The organism is Jeotgalicoccus sp. ATCC 8456 (assembly GCF_016313225.1).
In the GTDB taxonomy this organism is placed as follows: Bacteria; Bacillota; Bacilli; order Staphylococcales; family Salinicoccaceae; genus Jeotgalicoccus; species Jeotgalicoccus marinus.
This window is the reverse complement of record NZ_CP066224.1, coordinates 546,374-562,601: the sequence shown is the minus strand read 5'-3', so window position 1 is coordinate 562,601 and position 16,228 is coordinate 546,374. Positions and strand designations below refer to the sequence as shown.

Annotated in this window: 18 protein-coding genes; 16 read left to right on the top strand and 2 right to left on the bottom strand. The window is 37.2% G+C overall.

The features are described from left to right. Positions 1-13: 13 nt before the first annotated feature. The 3 genes from panB to JEM45_RS03015 are packed head-to-tail and all read left to right on the top strand — an operon-like array spanning position 14 to position 2,661. Positions 14-817: a 3-methyl-2-oxobutanoate hydroxymethyltransferase gene (gene panB / locus JEM45_RS03025; protein WP_026866534.1), complete on the top strand. Its 804-nt coding sequence runs from the start codon at positions 14-16 to the stop codon at positions 815-817. Next, positions 814-1,653: a pantoate--beta-alanine ligase gene (gene panC / locus JEM45_RS03020; protein ID WP_026866533.1), complete on the top strand. Its 840-nt coding sequence runs from the start codon at positions 814-816 to the stop codon at positions 1,651-1,653. The genes panB and panC overlap by 4 nt, the downstream gene beginning before the upstream one ends. 15 nt (positions 1,654-1,668) lie before the next feature. After that, positions 1,669-2,661, top strand: coding sequence for a CAP domain-containing protein (locus JEM45_RS03015; protein ID WP_026866532.1), 993 nt, complete (start codon positions 1,669-1,671; stop codon positions 2,659-2,661). Between the two features lie 58 nt (positions 2,662-2,719). Here JEM45_RS03015 and lexA read toward each other — a convergent pair whose 3' ends face one another. Next, on the bottom strand, positions 2,720-3,337 hold the full coding sequence (gene lexA, locus JEM45_RS03010) for a transcriptional repressor LexA (protein ID WP_026866531.1): 618 nt from the start codon (positions 3,335-3,337) through the stop codon (positions 2,720-2,722). Positions 3,338-3,479: 142 nt separating this feature from the next. Here lexA and JEM45_RS03005 point away from each other — a divergent pair, with 142 nt between their 5' ends. From JEM45_RS03005 to JEM45_RS02960, 10 genes are all read left to right on the top strand, one after another. Further along, positions 3,480-3,782 carry a hypothetical protein gene (locus JEM45_RS03005; protein ID WP_198687737.1) on the top strand — a complete coding sequence of 101 codons (303 nt, stop codon included), beginning with the start codon at positions 3,480-3,482 and terminating at the stop codon, positions 3,780-3,782. Positions 3,783-3,873: 91 nt separating this feature from the next. Further along, positions 3,874-4,125 carry a DUF896 domain-containing protein gene (locus tag JEM45_RS03000; RefSeq protein WP_198687736.1) on the top strand — a complete coding sequence of 84 codons (252 nt, stop codon included), beginning with the start codon at positions 3,874-3,876 and terminating at the stop codon, positions 4,123-4,125. A 1-nt stretch (position 4,126) separates the two neighbouring features. Beyond that, entirely contained in the window at positions 4,127-6,115 is a 1,989-nt protein-coding gene (tkt, locus tag JEM45_RS02995) for a transketolase (RefSeq protein WP_198687735.1), read from the top strand. A 66-nt stretch (positions 6,116-6,181) separates the two neighbouring features. Next, entirely contained in the window at positions 6,182-6,424 is a 243-nt protein-coding gene (locus tag JEM45_RS02990; RefSeq protein WP_026866527.1) for a YneF family protein, read from the top strand. A 168-nt stretch (positions 6,425-6,592) separates the two neighbouring features. Further along, on the top strand, positions 6,593-8,272 hold the full coding sequence (locus JEM45_RS02985) for a glutathione ABC transporter substrate-binding protein (protein WP_198687734.1): 1,680 nt from the start codon (positions 6,593-6,595) through the stop codon (positions 8,270-8,272). Positions 8,273-8,447: 175 nt separating this feature from the next. After that, positions 8,448-9,986 (top strand): AbgT family transporter, encoded by a 1,539-nt coding sequence (locus JEM45_RS02980; RefSeq protein ID WP_198687733.1) that lies wholly within the window; start codon positions 8,448-8,450, stop codon positions 9,984-9,986. Positions 9,987-10,209: 223 nt separating this feature from the next. After that, positions 10,210-11,985, top strand: coding sequence for an ABC transporter ATP-binding protein (locus JEM45_RS02975; protein WP_198687732.1), 1,776 nt, complete (start codon positions 10,210-10,212; stop codon positions 11,983-11,985). Further along, positions 11,985-13,763, top strand: a complete 1,779-nt coding sequence (locus JEM45_RS02970) for an ABC transporter ATP-binding protein (RefSeq protein ID WP_198687731.1) — start codon at positions 11,985-11,987, stop codon at positions 13,761-13,763. Before JEM45_RS02975 ends, JEM45_RS02970 begins: the two co-directional genes overlap by 1 nt. Positions 13,764-13,842: 79 nt before the next feature. After that, the gene (locus JEM45_RS02965) at positions 13,843-14,547 is read left to right on the top strand and encodes a cytochrome c biogenesis CcdA family protein (protein ID WP_026866522.1); all 705 of its coding nucleotides are present in this window, start codon (positions 13,843-13,845) and stop codon (positions 14,545-14,547) included. 1 nt (position 14,548) lies between these two features. Continuing rightward, positions 14,549-15,043, top strand: a complete 495-nt coding sequence (locus JEM45_RS02960; protein ID WP_051220474.1) for a CcdC family protein — start codon at positions 14,549-14,551, stop codon at positions 15,041-15,043. Here the strand turns inward: JEM45_RS02960 and JEM45_RS02955 are convergent. Continuing rightward, the gene (locus tag JEM45_RS02955) at positions 15,038-15,535 is read right to left on the bottom strand and encodes a DUF2621 family protein (protein WP_026866520.1); all 498 of its coding nucleotides are present in this window, start codon (positions 15,533-15,535) and stop codon (positions 15,038-15,040) included. The genes JEM45_RS02960 and JEM45_RS02955 overlap by 6 nt on opposite strands. A 99-nt stretch (positions 15,536-15,634) precedes the next feature. Here JEM45_RS02955 and JEM45_RS02950 point away from each other — a divergent pair, with 99 nt between their 5' ends. The 3 genes from JEM45_RS02950 to JEM45_RS02940 are packed head-to-tail and all read left to right on the top strand — an operon-like array spanning position 15,635 to position 16,186. Continuing rightward, positions 15,635-15,832, top strand: a complete 198-nt coding sequence (locus tag JEM45_RS02950) for a DUF1659 domain-containing protein (RefSeq protein WP_035856043.1) — start codon at positions 15,635-15,637, stop codon at positions 15,830-15,832. Positions 15,833-15,854: 22 nt separating this feature from the next. After that, positions 15,855-16,067, top strand: a complete 213-nt coding sequence (locus JEM45_RS02945; RefSeq protein WP_026866519.1) for a DUF2922 domain-containing protein — start codon at positions 15,855-15,857, stop codon at positions 16,065-16,067. Then, entirely contained in the window at positions 16,067-16,186 is a 120-nt protein-coding gene (locus tag JEM45_RS02940) for a YvrJ family protein (RefSeq protein ID WP_084145719.1), read from the top strand. Before JEM45_RS02945 ends, JEM45_RS02940 begins: the two co-directional genes overlap by 1 nt. Positions 16,187-16,228 lie beyond the last annotated feature (42 nt).

The window sequence follows — 16,228 nt, the reverse complement described above, 5'->3', positions numbered from 1 at the left end:
AAGTAGGGAAACTATGAAATCGACTGCGGACTTAATCAACATGAAGCACGATGACAAAATTGTCATGGTAACTGCCTATGACTATCCTTCAGCTAAGTCTTGTGAGGCGGCTGGTGTCGATATTATACTTGTTGGAGATTCACTAGGCATGGTAGTGCTTGGTTATGATTCTCCTGTTAAGGTGACCTTGGCTGACATGATTCACCATACTAAGGCAGCACGCCGTGGTGCAAATGACACATATATTATTGCAGACATGCCTTTTGGATCTTATCATGGTGATGTTAATCAAGCGATTAGTAATGGTATACAGCTATACCAGGAATCGAATGCGAACATGCTTAAATTAGAAGGTTCGGCGCGTGTTGATGTTATTGAAGGTCTAATTAAGGCAGGCATACCGGTATGTGGTCACCTAGGTTTAACGCCGCAACATGTCGGTATTACTGGCTTTAAAATGCAGGCTGGAGATACAGATCAGGCTGAACAATTAATAGAAGATGCGAAAACTTTAGAGTCAATTGGTGTATCAATGATGGTTTTAGAAGCGATTCCGAGCGATCTTGCTAAAAGAGTGACAGAGGCAGTCAGAATACCGACTATTGGTATCGGTGCAGGTGTTGACACAGATGGACAAGTACTTGTCTACCATGACTTACTTCAGTATGGGTCAGACAGATTACCGAAGTTTGTTAAAAAATTTGGTAATCTAACAGAACCAGCGGTGTCCGGCTTAAAAGCCTACCGAGATGAAGTAAAGAATGGCACTTTCCCAGATGAAGAAACCACTTATAAGAAGCGGGTGTACGAAGCGTGAAACACAGTGTAATGATTGACGAAACTAGAGAAATTTTAAGTGAATATAAGGGTCAGACTGTTGGCCTTGTTCCGACAATGGGCGCACTACATGAAGGACACGGAGCCTTAATCCAAGCTGCCAAAGAAGCTTGTGATATCGTTGTCGTCAGTATCTTTTTAAATCCTTTACAGTTTGGACCAGATGAAGATTTTGAAAGCTATCCCAAAGATTTAAAAGGAGACTTAGCTTTATGTGAAAGCTACGGCGTGGATCTTGTCTTTGCACCTAGTGAAAAGGTGATGTACCCATGTGAAATGGAATTTAACATCGGTATTAAATCAATGGCAAATCTACTTGATGGTGTAAAACGTCCGGGTCATTTTGAAGGTGTCGTCACTGTAGTGAGTAAGTTGTTTAATATTATTCAACCAGCTATGGCGTTTTTTGGAGAGAAGGACCGCCAGCAACTTATGATTATCAAACGTTATGTTCAAGATTTTAATGTGCCAGTTAAAATTCAAGACGTTCCAACAAAAAGAGAAGAGAGTGGACTTGCAAGAAGTTCAAGAAATGTGAATTTAACAGCAACGGAATATCAAGAAGCACCGAACATTTACCAAGCATTAAAGATGGCGAGTCTGAAAATTAAAGACGGTGAAACCAATGTCGATAAAATCCAATCATTGATTAAGATCCATATCGAACAAAATACAAGTGGGTCAATTGATGATTTAGCAATCTACAGGGCTGATAATCTTGGTGAACTTAATGAAATTGACAGTGATGTTATCATATTCATAGCGGTACAATTTTCTAAAGCACGTCTCATCGATAATTTATACGTCAGTATTTAGAGGGGAATAGTTTGAATGAATTGGATACGACGCGCACTTGGATTAGTAATTTTATATTTGGTAGTGGTTTTTATCGTACCAGTCATTCAATCTTATGATTTTAGAAATGGGTTGAACGAAGATTACTTCAGTCATTGGTTTGAAGGCCACTTCATACCCAGTTATGATACGACGAAGATTGAAAAGGTTTATGGTAGTCAAGAAACCAACATTGATTATTCCTTAGGTTCTTCAGTGACGACAGAAGGGGAAACTGTTTTAAACTCCGAGTACGAAGGTGTTTTTGTGATTAAAAATGAGCCTGGTGCTTTTCACATGTTACTCGTAAGAGACGGAGAACTGACTGGTGGATATACTAATTCACCAAACGTATCACTCGGCAAGATGAGTATAGACAAGATGACTCGAGAAAAGGCCAGAGAAACTTACGGTGAACCGGTGGAGTATGTTAGAAAGCAGTGGAAACGACTGAAAGTAGAAAATGAAGAATATGATGTCTTTGATGTCGGAAATTACTATGTCTACTTCTTTTATGATATTCATGAAGGCTATCAAGCCAATGGTATGCTTGTCTTACATAAGGACGAGATTATTGATATCAGTGAACTGTATAACCATCCATCAATAGAAGATAATGAACTCATGCACTATTATCTCTTAAATGCTACACGTTATGAATACGGCTATGGCATGTTAGATAGAAATGCCGAAGTGGATAATGTTGCTTACTATCACAGTGTAGACATGGCGGAACGTAAGTTCTTTGATCATGATAATCCTGATGGAAATGGTCTAAAGGAAAGGTTGGAAAGAGAAAATGTGAGGTATACCTATGCTGGTGAAAATATCGCAACAGGACATACTTCTCCAATATTCGCTCACCACAGTCTTTTAAACTCACCATCTCACAGAGTGAATATTTTAAATGATAAGTTCACATCAGTGGGCATAGGGATTGAGTATGATCAGGAACAAGTGCCTTTTTATACTGAAAACTTTTTACAATAATAAATAATGTATAGAGAAACACTCAGAATCTTTTCTTTAAGATTCTGAGTGTTTTTTGTTAAATAAATTCTCTAAATAAACCAACCACTTTGCCTAAGACACTCACATTATCAAGGAATATTGGTTCCATTGTAGAATTTTCAGGTTGTAAACGATAGTACCCTTTTTCCTTATAGAAACGTTTAACTGTTGCTTCATCTTCATCAGTCATGGCAACAATAATTTCACCGTTATGTGCAATGTTTTGCTTGCGAACAATGACTCTGTCACCATCATGTATGCCAGCTTCAATCATACTATCACCAACAACATTTAATAAGAAGATTTCACTATTATGGTTGGCAGTAAAATGTTCTGGGAGGGGGAAGTATTCTTCAACATTTTCCACGGCTGTTATCGGTAAACCAGCTGTGACCTTACCAAGGACAGGCACGTGAATAACCGGAGATTCATTTACATCTGATTCTTGCACGATTTCAATCGCACGTGGTTTGGTAGGATCACGTTTAATGTAGCCCTTACTTTCTAGTTTAGCGAGATGGCCATGCACGGTTGAGCTGGATTGTAGACCTACTGCATTACCAATCTCTCTAACGCTTGGTGGATATCCCTTATCGTTAACGTTTCTTTTTATAAACTGAAATATATCTTTTTGTCTCTCTGTTAAATCTTTCATCATTTTACCTCCAACCTTATGTTAATTAAATTTTACCATATTGTAAGTACGCTTACAAACATTTGTTCGTATAATTGTTGACTAAGAACAAGTGTTCTGTTATATTATTAATACAAACATTTGTTCGAAGGAGAGAATGTAAATGACAATTAAAGAATTGAAATCATTGATGGGATTGTTTACCGTGACGTTGAGTCTAGTGCTTTTATATAGTTTTACTAATACGGAACAAGTAGAGGGAGAGAACGTTTATTCTTCTGAAACTACAGCGAGTACAGAAGTTGTAAATGAAATGGATAGCGAACAAAAAACGAACACAATGTTATCTGGAGAAAGTGAAAGTATCATAGAGGAAGAACTCGTGAGTGGTGTGGTTCACACAGGTCTATTGGCAAATCGAATGATGGCACATTTCCAGAATTATGAAGTTTCTAGTTTAAATTAGATATATTGTGAGTTTATTCTCAAAATAAGTGCAGGACCGTTTGGTTTCTGCACTCTTTTTGTGGTAAATTATATGAGAAAGGATGACGCTTATGTTAGATGATGAAAAGATTAAACAGCTCAATGCACTTGCAAGAAAGAAAAAAGAAAATAACATTTCTGAATCTGAAATGCGAGAGCTGACTAAATTGAGAAAAGAATATTTATCAAACTTTAGAAATTCTTTTAGAAATCACATTGAAAGTACTAAGGTCATTGATCCGGAGGGTAATGATGTTACGCCTCAGAAGGTCAAAGATATAAAAGCACAAAAAAACAATGATAGTAATAAAGGAGACAAATGATATGTCATTTGATAAGACGGATTTACTCGCAATTAATACCATTAGATCTTTAAGCATTGATGCAATTGAGAAGGCAAATTCAGGTCACCCCGGTTTACCTATGGGTGCGGCACCAATGGCTTATGTGTTATGGCAGAAGCACTTAAACTTCAACCCTAAAAATGTAAATTGGTTCAACAGAGACCGCTTTGTTTTAAGTGCTGGTCATGGTTCAATGTTGATTTACAGCTTATTACACTTATCGGGTATTCTAGAAATGGATGACTTAAAAGAATTCAGACAGTATGAATCTAAAACACCAGGACACCCTGAATTTAAACATACAGAGGGTGTCGAGGTAACGACTGGCCCACTTGGTCAAGGTTTTGCAATGAGTGTCGGTATGGCGATGGCAGAAACTCATTTAGCTGCAACATTTAATTCTGAGGATAATAATGGACTTGTTGATCACTATACATATGTACTTGCATCTGATGGTGATTTAATGGAAGGGATCTCTCATGAGGCTGCTTCTCTAGCTGGTCACCTAGGTTTAGGTAAATTAATCGTCCTTTATGATTCTAATGATATTTCCTTAGATGGTGATTTAGACAAGAGTTTCTCAGAGAACGTAGCTGAGCGTTTCAAAGCTTACAACTGGGACTATATCCGAGTCAATGATGGTAACGATTTAGATGAAATTGACCGTGCTATTGAACATGCTAAAACAACAAATCAACCTTCATTAATTGAAGTGAAAACTGTCATTGGCTACGGGGCACCGACGAAGTCTGGTAAGTCAGATTCACACGGGGCGCCACTTGGTGAAGATGAGCGTCGTGGTGCATTTGAAGCATACGGCCTAGATCACACACAAACATTTGTCGCTGATGACAGTGTTTACGAACGTTTCAAGGAGACGTTAGCTGCTCGAGGTCAGGAAAAAGAAGACGCATGGAATTCATTAGTGGATAACTTTAAGAATGAAAATAGTGATCTTCATCAACAATTTATGGATGCAATTCACCGTAAGCTTCCAGAAGGCTACAGTGATGAACTACCAACTTATGAAGCAGGAAGTAAAAAGGCAACACGTGGTAATTCTGGAGATATGATTCAAGCATTGTCTAAATCAATCCCAACTTTCTTCGGTGGTGCAGCGGACTTAGCAGGTAGTAACAAAACAAATGTTAAGGATGCAACAGACTACTCAAAAGACAATTACGCTGGGCGTAATGTTTGGTTTGGTGTGAGAGAGTTTGCAATGGCGGCTGCCTTAAATGGTATGGCTGCGCATGGTGGCGTTTATCCATACGGCGGTACATTTTTCGTATTTTCTGATTACTTAAAACCAGCGGTACGTTTAAGTGCCTTAATGAAATTACCTGTAACTTATGTATTAACACATGATTCAATTGCTGTAGGGGAAGATGGACCAACCCATGAACCTATCGAACAGTTGGCAGGCTTACGTGCAATTCCAAACTTAAACGTGATTCGTCCAGCTGATGGCAATGAAACACGTGAAGCATGGAAAGTTGCATTGGAATCAGAAGATACACCGACAGCATTGGTGTTAACACGTCAAGATATCGAAGTGTTAGATGTATCAAGTGAAGCTGTATCTGAAGGTGTTCAAAAAGGTGGCTATCTCGTCTATGATGGTGGAGATGATGGGATTGTCTTTGCGACTGGTAGTGAAGTGGCCTTAGCTGTTAATACAGCGAAACAACTTAAAGAAGAAGGCATGAATATTAAAGTAGCATCTATACCTAATGTTCAAGCATTCTTACAACAAGACGAAGCTTATATTGAGTCAGTTCTAAATACAAATATTGAAAATCGTACAGCAGTTGAAATGGCTGCAAGTCATGGTTGGCATAGATTTGTTGGTATCAAAGGAAAACTACTGACGATTGATACTTTTGGTGCGAGTGCACCTGGCGGTGAAGTTGTAGAACGTTACGGATTCACAGTCGATAACTTAGCTCGCATTATCCGTGACAAATAAACATTGAATTTAGATGTTTGATATTGTAAACTAAATAGTGGTTTACACGGGAAAGAGGTGAGCATTTTGGCGACTTGGATATGGATACTAATTGTAATTGTAGCCCTCATTGGTGGTTTTGCATTAGGATTTTGGATCTCTAGAAAATACATGATGGATTATTTGGAGAAGAACCCTCCTATTAATGAAGACATGCTCAGAATCATGATGATGCAAATGGGACAAAAACCATCTCAGAAGAAAATTAATCAGATGTTGAGCATGATGAATAAATCATCTGAACAAGCAAAAAAAGGCACAAAAAAGTAAATTAAAATGAGTGAGTAGGCTCATGAGTAAAAGAAGCCCTGAAATCCGTATGGATTTCAGGGCTTCTTTCATTCTATTATATTTACTTCTGTGAATTTTACAAATATATTGAAAATTGGTAATAAACATGCATATAATAGATTATCAAGCAAAAGGGGGAAAACAGCAATGAATAAGCAAAAGTTTTTGGCGTTTTTTGTAATCGCTTTCTTGTTTATTTTATCAGCATGTTCGAGTGATGAAAATGTAGATGAAGCAGCAAGCGGTGAAGAAGGGGCTGAAGGTGGAAACACGGGTGATTTAACTGTAGGGACATTGGCGGATGTTGTATCGCTAGATTTACATGGTTCTAACGACTCTGCATCAAGTCAGGTAAGAACAAATATCTATGAAAGATTATTAAATCAAGATGTGAATATGGAATTACAACCAGGGCTCGCAACAGAATTTGAACAAGTCGATGAAACAACATGGAATTTCAAATTACGTGAAGAGACAACTTTCCATGGTGGTGAAGACTTTACTGCTGAAGATGTAGTTGCTACTTTTGACAGAGTGAGGGATGAAGCACTTGCTTCACCGGTTTTATTCTTGTATGAAATGATTGATGAAATTGAAGTAGTCAATGATTATGAAATCAATATACATACCACAATTCCATTTGCACCATTAGCTAGCCACTTAGCACATAGTACTGCGGGAATTATGCCTAAAGAATTAATCGATAGTGATTATCAAGCAGCCCTAGATGCGGCTGGAAATGATATGAGTTTAGAAGAGTATTATGAAGCACGTGATAGTGGAAGTGACGCATATGAAGAAATTAAGGATGACTTAGGTGAGCACTTAGGTACTGTAATTGGTTCTGAACCTAACGGTACTAACCATATGCAATTTGTATCACGTAGTGCAGGAGATTCAGTAACACTTGAGCGCTTTGACGACTTCCAAGGTGGCGATCGTTACTTTGAAACTGTTGAGTTTAGAGTCATTCCTGAAACTGGTTCTAGAATTGCAGAATTAGAAACAGGTGGTATTCAAATAGCGACAGATATTGATTCTTCAAACGTAGACCGTGTTGAAAATGGATCAGACACAGCTTTAGAAATTAAAGATTCAGTACGTATGTCATACTTAGGATTTAATACAGAGAAAGAGCCTTTCAATGATCCAAAAGTAAGACAAGCAATTTCATACGCTATTGACCGTGAAGAAATCGTAGCCGGTGTGTATGATGGTATGGGAATTCCAGCGAAAGGACCATTGGCGCCTGATGTATGGGGCTATAATGAAGACCTTGAAGGTGTTGAATTTGATTTAGAAAAAGCGAAAGAACTACTAGCTGAAACAGATGTGGCAGATGGATTCTCAACAACGCTTTGGGTAAATGATGATCAGCAAATTATTGATACAGCTGTTTATATCCAAAACAAACTTTCAGAGCTCAATATCGATGTTCAAGTTGAGCAATTTGAGTGGGGTGCATATCTTGAGACCTTAGCAAATGGTGATCACGATATGTTCATCCTAGGATGGACGACTGTTACAGGGGATGCGGACTATGGTCTATATGCCTTGTTCCACTCTAAGAATATTGGTGCTGCAGGGAACCGTTCATTCTATGCAAACGATGAGGTCGATGAATTATTAGACGCTGGCCGTGCTGAAGTCGATGAAGCTGCCCGCCAAGAAGTTTATACTGAAGTCGAAGAAATCTTAGTCGAAGAAGTTCCAGCATCATATCTTTTCCATGCTCAATTTGCTGTTGGTTATAATAGCACAGAAGTGAGTGGGGTGGAGATTGATCCGACAGGTCGAATTCACTTTGATAATGTATCATTTAATTAAAAAGTGTAACAAGACTCTCGATAACCGAACAGGTCGTCGAGAGTTTTTGTTATTGAGAATAGTATACCTATTTAACTCTAGAAAACGTTTTCAACAATTAACATAGTATTACTTAGTAGCGAAAAGTAAGTACCCTGTGTATAATATTTAGTATTCTAATAATGAGGAGCTTTCTATGAATAATTCACTTAAAGAAAAACGCTCTATTTTAGATTGGATTGAATATGGGGGAAATAAGTTACCACATCCTGTTACTATATTTTTAATTTTTACATTACTCGTAATTATTATTTCTCATATTGCTTATCTATTTGGAGTCACTGTATCGTATACAGGTGTAAATCCTGAAACTGGAAATCAAGAGAAACTTAATGTTGAAGTCGTTAGTCTACTAACCACTGATGGCATTCGCTATATTTTTACTAGTGTTGTTGAGAACTTTACGACTTTCGTCGCTTTAGGTCCTGTACTTGTGGCTATGTTAGGTGTTGGAGTAGCTGAGAAAAGTGGTTACATAAGTGCCTTAATGACTAATGTTGTAACGAAAGCACCTAAGAAATTTATCACACCAATTGTTGTTTTTATGGGTGTAATGTCCAACGTTGCAGCAAGTGTAGGTTATGTTGTTTTAGTGCCACTTGGAGCAATCATCTTCCTAGGGTTTAGACGTCATCCATTAGCAGGACTTGCAGCAGCCTTTGCAGGTGTTGCAGGCGGCTATTCAGCAAACTTACTCATCGGTACAAATGATCCGCTTTTAGCAGGAATTACAACAGAAGCGGCAGCAATTTTAGATACTTCATATATTGTTGAAGCGACTGATAACTGGTATTTTATGTTTGCATCGACTTTCTTAGTTGTAATTTTAGGTACAATTATTACAGATAAAGTAATTGAACCAAGATTAGGTGCTTATAATTTTGATAAAGATCAAAATAGCCCAGATGATAATCTTACAAGTAGAGAAACTACAGCATTAAGATGGGCGAATGTAGCTGCAGTGTTAACTATAATCGGAATACTTGCACTTGTTGCCTTCCCTAATTCACCTTTACGGGGTGATGACGGCGGCATAATCGGTTCACCGTTCATATCAAGCATCATTTTCATTATGATGTTAGTATTCTTAATACCAGGTTTGGTTTACGGTTTTATTAATAAGACGATTAGAAACGATAAAGACGCAGTACAGCTAATGGATTCATCTATTTCGACTATGGCAGGCTTTATTGTCTTGATATTTTTTGCCGCACAGTTTGTTGCACTCTTTACTTATTCGAATTTAGGTACAGTTATTGCTGTTAATGGTGCACAACTTTTAGAAAGCATGGATATTGGTGTGATTCCTGTGCTTGTTACATTTATCTTGGTCTCTGCAATTATTGACATCGTAATCGCTGCAGACTCTGCTAAATGGGCAATTATGGCGCCGATTTTTGTGCCGATGTTTATGCAGCTTGGTATCGCTCCGGAAGTGAGTCAAGCCGCATATAGAATTGGAGACTCAACTACGAATGTTGTTTCACCACTCATGCCGTTCTTCCCATTAATTGTCGCTTTCGCACAACGATATGGTAAGAACAACGGTATTGGTACAGTTGTGTCGCTCATGCTTCCATATTCAATTATTTTCTTAATTGCTTGGATTATCTTGTTTGTTGTTTGGTATCTATTTGGTATTCCATTTGGACCAGGTGCAAGCATTTCATATTAAAGTTTTTCCCACTTGGTGATTACCAGGTGGGATTTTTTGTTTCAAGCATTAGCTGTGCTTGGATAGAGAAACGACGGCACGTATTCTGATTTAGTGACCTTGACGAAGGTCCACTTTAATAAGGTTGGCAAAATACAGAATATCCATCTCAAGTATTATTTCATAATCCGAAATATATGGTAAAATTTGAAGTGATATTGGGGTTAAAAAGGGGATGGTTTTCATGAGAGTATTCAAGGATTTATGGTGGTTTTTTTCAAGTGAGAATAAAAGTTATTTGATAGGCTTATTGATGCTGATTTTAGTCGCTTTATTAGAACTGGTACCACCTCAGATTATCGGGCGCTTTATAGATGATATTACAATGGAGACGCTCACAGTAAATACATTGTTCATGTTCTCCGGTATATTGCTGTTAGTTGCAATACTGGCATACATATTTAGATTTTTCTGGCGGGTCATGATTTTTGGTGCGGCAAATAGACTGGGAAAATTGTTAAGAAAGACCTTATTCAAAAAGTATTCTGATATGTCTCCGACATTTTTTGGTAAAAGACGTACGGGTGACTTAATGGCACATGCAACAAATGATATTAATGCTGTTCAAATGACCGCAGGTCAAGGCATATTAACCATAGCGGACTCAATTATTATGGGCACTGCAGTCTTAGTCACAATGGCAGTGACAGTGAGTCCTAAATTGACCTTAATTGCTTTGATTCCACTTCCCTTTATGGTCATACTAACGAGTTACTATGGTTCAGTATTAAGCCGTTTATTCAGAGTGGCACAAGCTGCTTTTTCTTCACTGAACGATAAAAGTCAGGAATCTGTCGCGGGTGTCAAAGTGATTAAAACATTCGGATATGAAAAAGATGATTTGAAAGACTTTGAAGACTTATCTGAAGATGTGGTAAATAAAAACTTAAAAGTTGCGAAAGTAGATGCATTATTTGATCCAACGATTACTTTAATTATTGCAATTTCTTATTTTCTATCCATATTTTTCGGGGCGAGGATGGTAATCAATGAAGAAATTAGTCTCGGTCAATTAGTCACTTTTACAACTTACTTAGGTATGATGATTTGGCCGCTTTTAGCACTCGGTTGGTTCTTTAATCTAATGGAACGTGGAAAAGCTTCTTACGACAGAATCGAAGAGGTGCTTCAAACAAAAAGTGGCATAGGAACGAATTTTACTACGCGTCAGCTACCTAAGGGCGACATCGTATTTGATATTGATCAATTTAAGTTCGATGGGTCTGATGACAGTGCTTTAACGGATATATCCTTCACATTAAAGCCGGGTCAAACTTTAGGGATAGTCGGTAGAACGGGGTCTGGAAAGAGTGCGATTATCAGACTTTTACTAAGAGAATATGATACCGACTCAGATAGTCTTATTTCTATAGGTGGTGTCAATATTAAAGATATTGAGATTTCTAGCTTAAGAGAGAAGTTTGGTTATGTACCACAAGATAATTTCTTATTCTCAACAACCATAAGAAATAATATTGCCTTTACTGATCCAACATTAAACGATAAGACGATCCATAAGGCAGCAGATTTAGCATATATTCACAATGATATTATGGATTTTCACAACGGTTACGAAACCATCGTTGGTGAACGTGGTGTGTCCTTGTCGGGAGGTCAGAAACAAAGAATTTCAATTGCGAGAGCACTGATTCAATCACCTGATATTTTAATCCTTGATGATTCCTTATCTGCAGTCGATGCGGAAACTGAAAAAGCGATTTTAGCTAATATTAAGAAGGTAAGAAGTGATAAGACAAATATTATTACTGCCCACCGGATGAGTGCAGTCAGAGATGCAGATTTAATATTAGTCATGGAGGATGGACACATTGCTGAACGCGGCAATCATGAAGCTCTGATGCAGAACAATGGTTGGTATCAAGAAACCTTCCGTGCCCAGTCATTAAAAGAAAGTTTAAATGATGCGCTAAATGACTCTCTAGAAGGGGGGAGAGATTAATGGAAGCACAAACTGAAATCCTTACATTAACACTCAAAGATCAGCTGAGAGTCTTGTTAAGACTACTAAAGTATACACTTCCATTTAAAGGATTAATCGCACTTTGTGTATTAATGCTCGTGACATCCACAGTCATGGGTGTAATGACCCCTTATTTGGTCATGATTTTTATTGATAATTATTTAACATTATCATATTTTCCTGAAGCGGATATAATGTGGCTGATTATTGCCTTTATTATGGTAAACCTCATTGCAATCGTCACAACCTACGCTCAAATCTACTATTTGCAAAAACTGGCCTTAAAAGTTATACAACAACTGAGAATTGATACGTTTGAAAAGGTCGGTAACCTTGGTATGAAGTATTTCGATAAAGTGCCGTCAGGTAGTGTGGTTTCTAGATTAACCAACGATACCCAGGCCATCGTTGATATGTTTACCAATGTACTTGGAACATTCCTAATGGCATTGTTTATGGTCGTTTCATCTTTTGTGATGATGTTTATATTAGATTTAAAGCTCGCATTTATTGCACTAATTTTTATGCCATTAATCATCTTGATTTTACTCGTCTATAGAAAATATTCTGCTAAATATTTCTCGCATGCTAGAGCACTTTTAAGTGATATGAATGCGAAGATTGCAGAATCAATAGAAGGTATGATGATCATTCAAGTATTTAATCAGGAAGCACGTTTACAACAGGAGTTTGAAGCAATCAATGAATCTCACTATAAATATAATATGCAAAACATAAAGCTCGATGGGCTTCTATTAAGACCAGCCATCGATATGATTTATATTCTATCAATCATTGTCATTTTGACTTATTTTGGTTTTCTAAGTTTTGAAACATCTGTTACAGCTGGTGTAATATTCGCCTTTATTCAGTATATGGAACGCTTTTTTGAACCGATTAATCAGGTGAGTATGAGTTTAAATATTTTCCAGCAGGCACTTGTTGCAGCGAGTAGGGTATTTACCTTAATGGATGATGACAGACTAGAACCCGCTCAAAATAATGAGGGAACAGGACAAATTACTGATGGCGTGGTCGAGTTTAAAAATGTGACATTCTCTTATGATGGTAAGAATGATGTGTTAAAAGATATAACTTTCACCGTTCCAAAAGGGACGACAACTGCACTCGTCGGTCATACGGGCTCTGGTAAAAGTTCGATTATTAATTTAATCATGCGCTTTTATGAATTTAATCAAGGTGAAATTTCAATTGATGGCACATCGATTAAATCATTCGACAAACAAGACATGAAGAATAACATCGGTCTCGTCTTACAAGATCCCTTTATCTTTTACGGGACAGTACGTTCAAATATAGAATTGTATGATAGTCAAATGACTATAGATAAAGTTCAATGGGCAGCAGATTTTGTTAATGCTGATAGTTTCATTAATAAGCTACCGAACCGCTATGATGAAAAGGTCACGGAGAAAGGTACTGACTTTTCTAGTGGGGAACGTCAATTACTGGCCTTTGCACGTACCATGGCTAAGGAACCAAAAATATTAATATTGGATGAAGCAACAGCGAACATTGACTCAACGACAGAAACCGTCATACAAACATCTCTTCAAAAGATGCGCACGGGACGAACGACCTTGGCGATTGCCCACCGACTTTCTACAATTCAAGATGCTGATGAGATACTTGTTTTAAACAAGGGGGAAATAGTTGAAAGAGGCAACCATGATGAACTGGTGAAATTAAATGGTATTTACTTTAAAATGTATCAATTACAAAACAGTCAACAATAATTTGTCATAAATAAGCTCGAATAAGCATTCATCACCCCCTTTAGATTTGATATAATATTTCTGAATGGGGGTATTTTTAATGGGTTCAGAAGTAACATTCTTCCTCGCCTTTGGTGCTGGTGTGCTAAGCTTTGTGTCCCCTTGTGTACTGCCGGTATTTCCTGCATTTGTGTCGTATATTACCGGAATGAGCTATAACGAGGTTGAGAAACAGCAATTCAATGGAAGAGCCATTTTACATACATTGTTTTTCTTAATAGGATTTAGCTTAATCTATATTGCCTTAGGATTTGGAACATCATTTTTAGGTGGATACTTAGTTGAGTACGGAAATCTCATTAGACAAATTGGCGCAATACTTATCGTCGTTTTCGGTCTAGTGATTACCGGCGTCTTAAAGTTTGATTTCCTAATGAAAAACCACAAGGTGGAATTTAAAAATAGACCGTCAGGATTTATCGGGTCTATATTAATTGGTATGGCTTTTGGTGCAGGTTGGACACCATGTAATGGTCCAATTATTGGTGCAATATTCGCCATGAGTGCAACTGAGCCTAACAATGCTTTGATGTTAATGCTCGTTTATTGTGTTGGTTTTGGTATTCCATTCTTTGTCTTAAGTTTCTTTGTATCTAAGACGAGATGGATGCTCAAGTATTCTGGTAAGATTATGAAAATTGGTGGCGTCATCATGATCTTAATGGGAATCTTGTTATATTTTGATGGTCTAACTCAAATTATCATTTGGTTACAGCCATTCTTTGGAGAATTCCAAGGATTCTAAGATGCTAGAATTTTTAAAATCAATTGAAGATACATTGTTCATGATTGCATCGTTAGGTGCAGTCGTGATGGGTATCTTAGTCATTGTCATTCGCCAAAAGGCAAGTAAGACGCCATTGACAATGAAGAAGATACTGATTCCACCTGTTGCAATGTCAACTGGTGCATTAATGTTTGTCTTCCCATACTTTAGATTATCACCACTTCATATCTTTGAGTCAGTTTTAATCGGTCTCTTATTTTCTATTGTTATTATATGGACGACGAAGTATGAAGTTAAGGCTGATGATCTATATGTGAGAACGACAAAAGCTTTTCCAATTATTTTAATGTCATTATTAATTCTAAGAATTGCTTTAAAATATATATTTTCACTGTCCACGACACCAGGAGAAATGGGCGGCATGTTTTTCTTACTTGCCTTTGTAATGATTCTATTGTGGCGGTTATCCATGTTAATGAAATTAATGAAATTCAAAAAACAGCAGGCCCTATGAGGGTCTGCTGTTAATTTTTTCTGTCTGTTCGAATATAGAGAACTTCTGTTTCTCATCATCTGCATATTCAAAGAGATCTAAGTACGGTGTGTAATCTATATCAAGTTGCTTTAATTTTTTCTTCATGAACTTATGGTCTTTTTTAGGTGTTGCAATAATATAACCCTTCATGATCTGATCGAGTTCTATTGTTTTAACTTTCTCATCTAGTGCAATCTTAGAAATCCTACCCGCAATTCTTTCTTTAGCGACATCTCTAAAGAGCTCTGGAACTGGACTGACTAATTCATTCAACAAGGCTTTAGCATCTTCATTCCATAAGGGAAGCGCCTGTTCAATATAATAGTCCTGCCAATCTAATTCTGAGTATCCGTCACCTTTTGGCATTCTGCGAAGAAACTTTCGGAACATGAAAAATCCACCAATGGTCATTAAACCCAACATGATAAAGGTCCAGATTGCGATTAGAATCATAAAAACATCAAATGACATCTTCTTCACCTCTCACTTATCTCACATTATACCGTCTTTAAAATCTTTTTGTCCATTTAATAATTTGTGACGATATATAGAGTGAAGGGAGGTGAAGACATGATAAAGAACATGAGCCTTAAAATGTTTCATTTTGTCACAGATGAGTCGGGTAAAGATGTGACAAAATCAAGAAGTTTGAACAACCTGAACACTGATGGTACAGATGCGAATTTGAATGCCTTAGCTGCAGTCTATGAAAGTTTAACAGGAGAATCTTATTACAACATTGAAAAAGTTATCACACATGTAGTCTAAAAAATAAAAAGGAGAAATTAAAATGACTGAAAAATTAGTATTAGTATTTACCACTAACGAAGACAAACGTTTTACATTAACGATTAATAACCCTAAAGAAGGTATTACGGCTGCAGAGGTTGAAGCTGAGGCACAAAAGATTATTGATGAAGATATCCTACGTCCAAATCAAGGCATTCCAGTTTCTCTATATTCAGCTAAAATTGTAAACACTGCAACAACAGTCCTTAAATAATGGATTGGTTACCATTCGTCAGTGATTTGGGCTTCCCTGCGGTCATTACATTCTTTTTACTCCACAGAGTGGAAAACAAATTGGATGATTTAATTATTACGATTCAAAGTCTCAAATAAACGACGCCACACTCAATAATATATTGAGTGTGGTTTTTTATA

Coding starts and splice junctions, on each gene's coding strand:
- JEM45_RS02950 (WP_035856043.1), top strand. CDS start 15,635: ATGATAAAGAACATGAGCCTTAAAATGTTTCATTTTGTCACAGATGAG.
- JEM45_RS03005 (WP_198687737.1), top strand. CDS start 3,480: ATGACAATTAAAGAATTGAAATCATTGATGGGATTGTTTACCGTGACG.
- JEM45_RS03000 (WP_198687736.1), top strand. CDS start 3,874: ATGTTAGATGATGAAAAGATTAAACAGCTCAATGCACTTGCAAGAAAG.
- JEM45_RS03015 (WP_026866532.1), top strand. CDS start 1,669: ATGAATTGGATACGACGCGCACTTGGATTAGTAATTTTATATTTGGTA.
- panB (WP_026866534.1), top strand. CDS start 14: ATGAAATCGACTGCGGACTTAATCAACATGAAGCACGATGACAAAATT.
- JEM45_RS02960 (WP_051220474.1), top strand. CDS start 14,549: ATGCTAGAATTTTTAAAATCAATTGAAGATACATTGTTCATGATTGCA.
- tkt (WP_198687735.1), top strand. CDS start 4,127: ATGTCATTTGATAAGACGGATTTACTCGCAATTAATACCATTAGATCT.
- JEM45_RS02985 (WP_198687734.1), top strand. CDS start 6,593: ATGAATAAGCAAAAGTTTTTGGCGTTTTTTGTAATCGCTTTCTTGTTT.
- JEM45_RS02965 (WP_026866522.1), top strand. CDS start 13,843: ATGGGTTCAGAAGTAACATTCTTCCTCGCCTTTGGTGCTGGTGTGCTA.
- JEM45_RS02980 (WP_198687733.1), top strand. CDS start 8,448: ATGAATAATTCACTTAAAGAAAAACGCTCTATTTTAGATTGGATTGAA.
- JEM45_RS02945 (WP_026866519.1), top strand. CDS start 15,855: ATGACTGAAAAATTAGTATTAGTATTTACCACTAACGAAGACAAACGT.
- lexA (WP_026866531.1), bottom strand. CDS start 3,337: ATGAAAGATTTAACAGAGAGACAAAAAGATATATTTCAGTTTATAAAA.
- JEM45_RS02970 (WP_198687731.1), top strand. CDS start 11,985: ATGGAAGCACAAACTGAAATCCTTACATTAACACTCAAAGATCAGCTG.
- JEM45_RS02975 (WP_198687732.1), top strand. CDS start 10,210: ATGAGAGTATTCAAGGATTTATGGTGGTTTTTTTCAAGTGAGAATAAA.
- JEM45_RS02940 (WP_084145719.1), top strand. CDS start 16,067: ATGGATTGGTTACCATTCGTCAGTGATTTGGGCTTCCCTGCGGTCATT.
- JEM45_RS02955 (WP_026866520.1), bottom strand. CDS start 15,535: ATGTCATTTGATGTTTTTATGATTCTAATCGCAATCTGGACCTTTATC.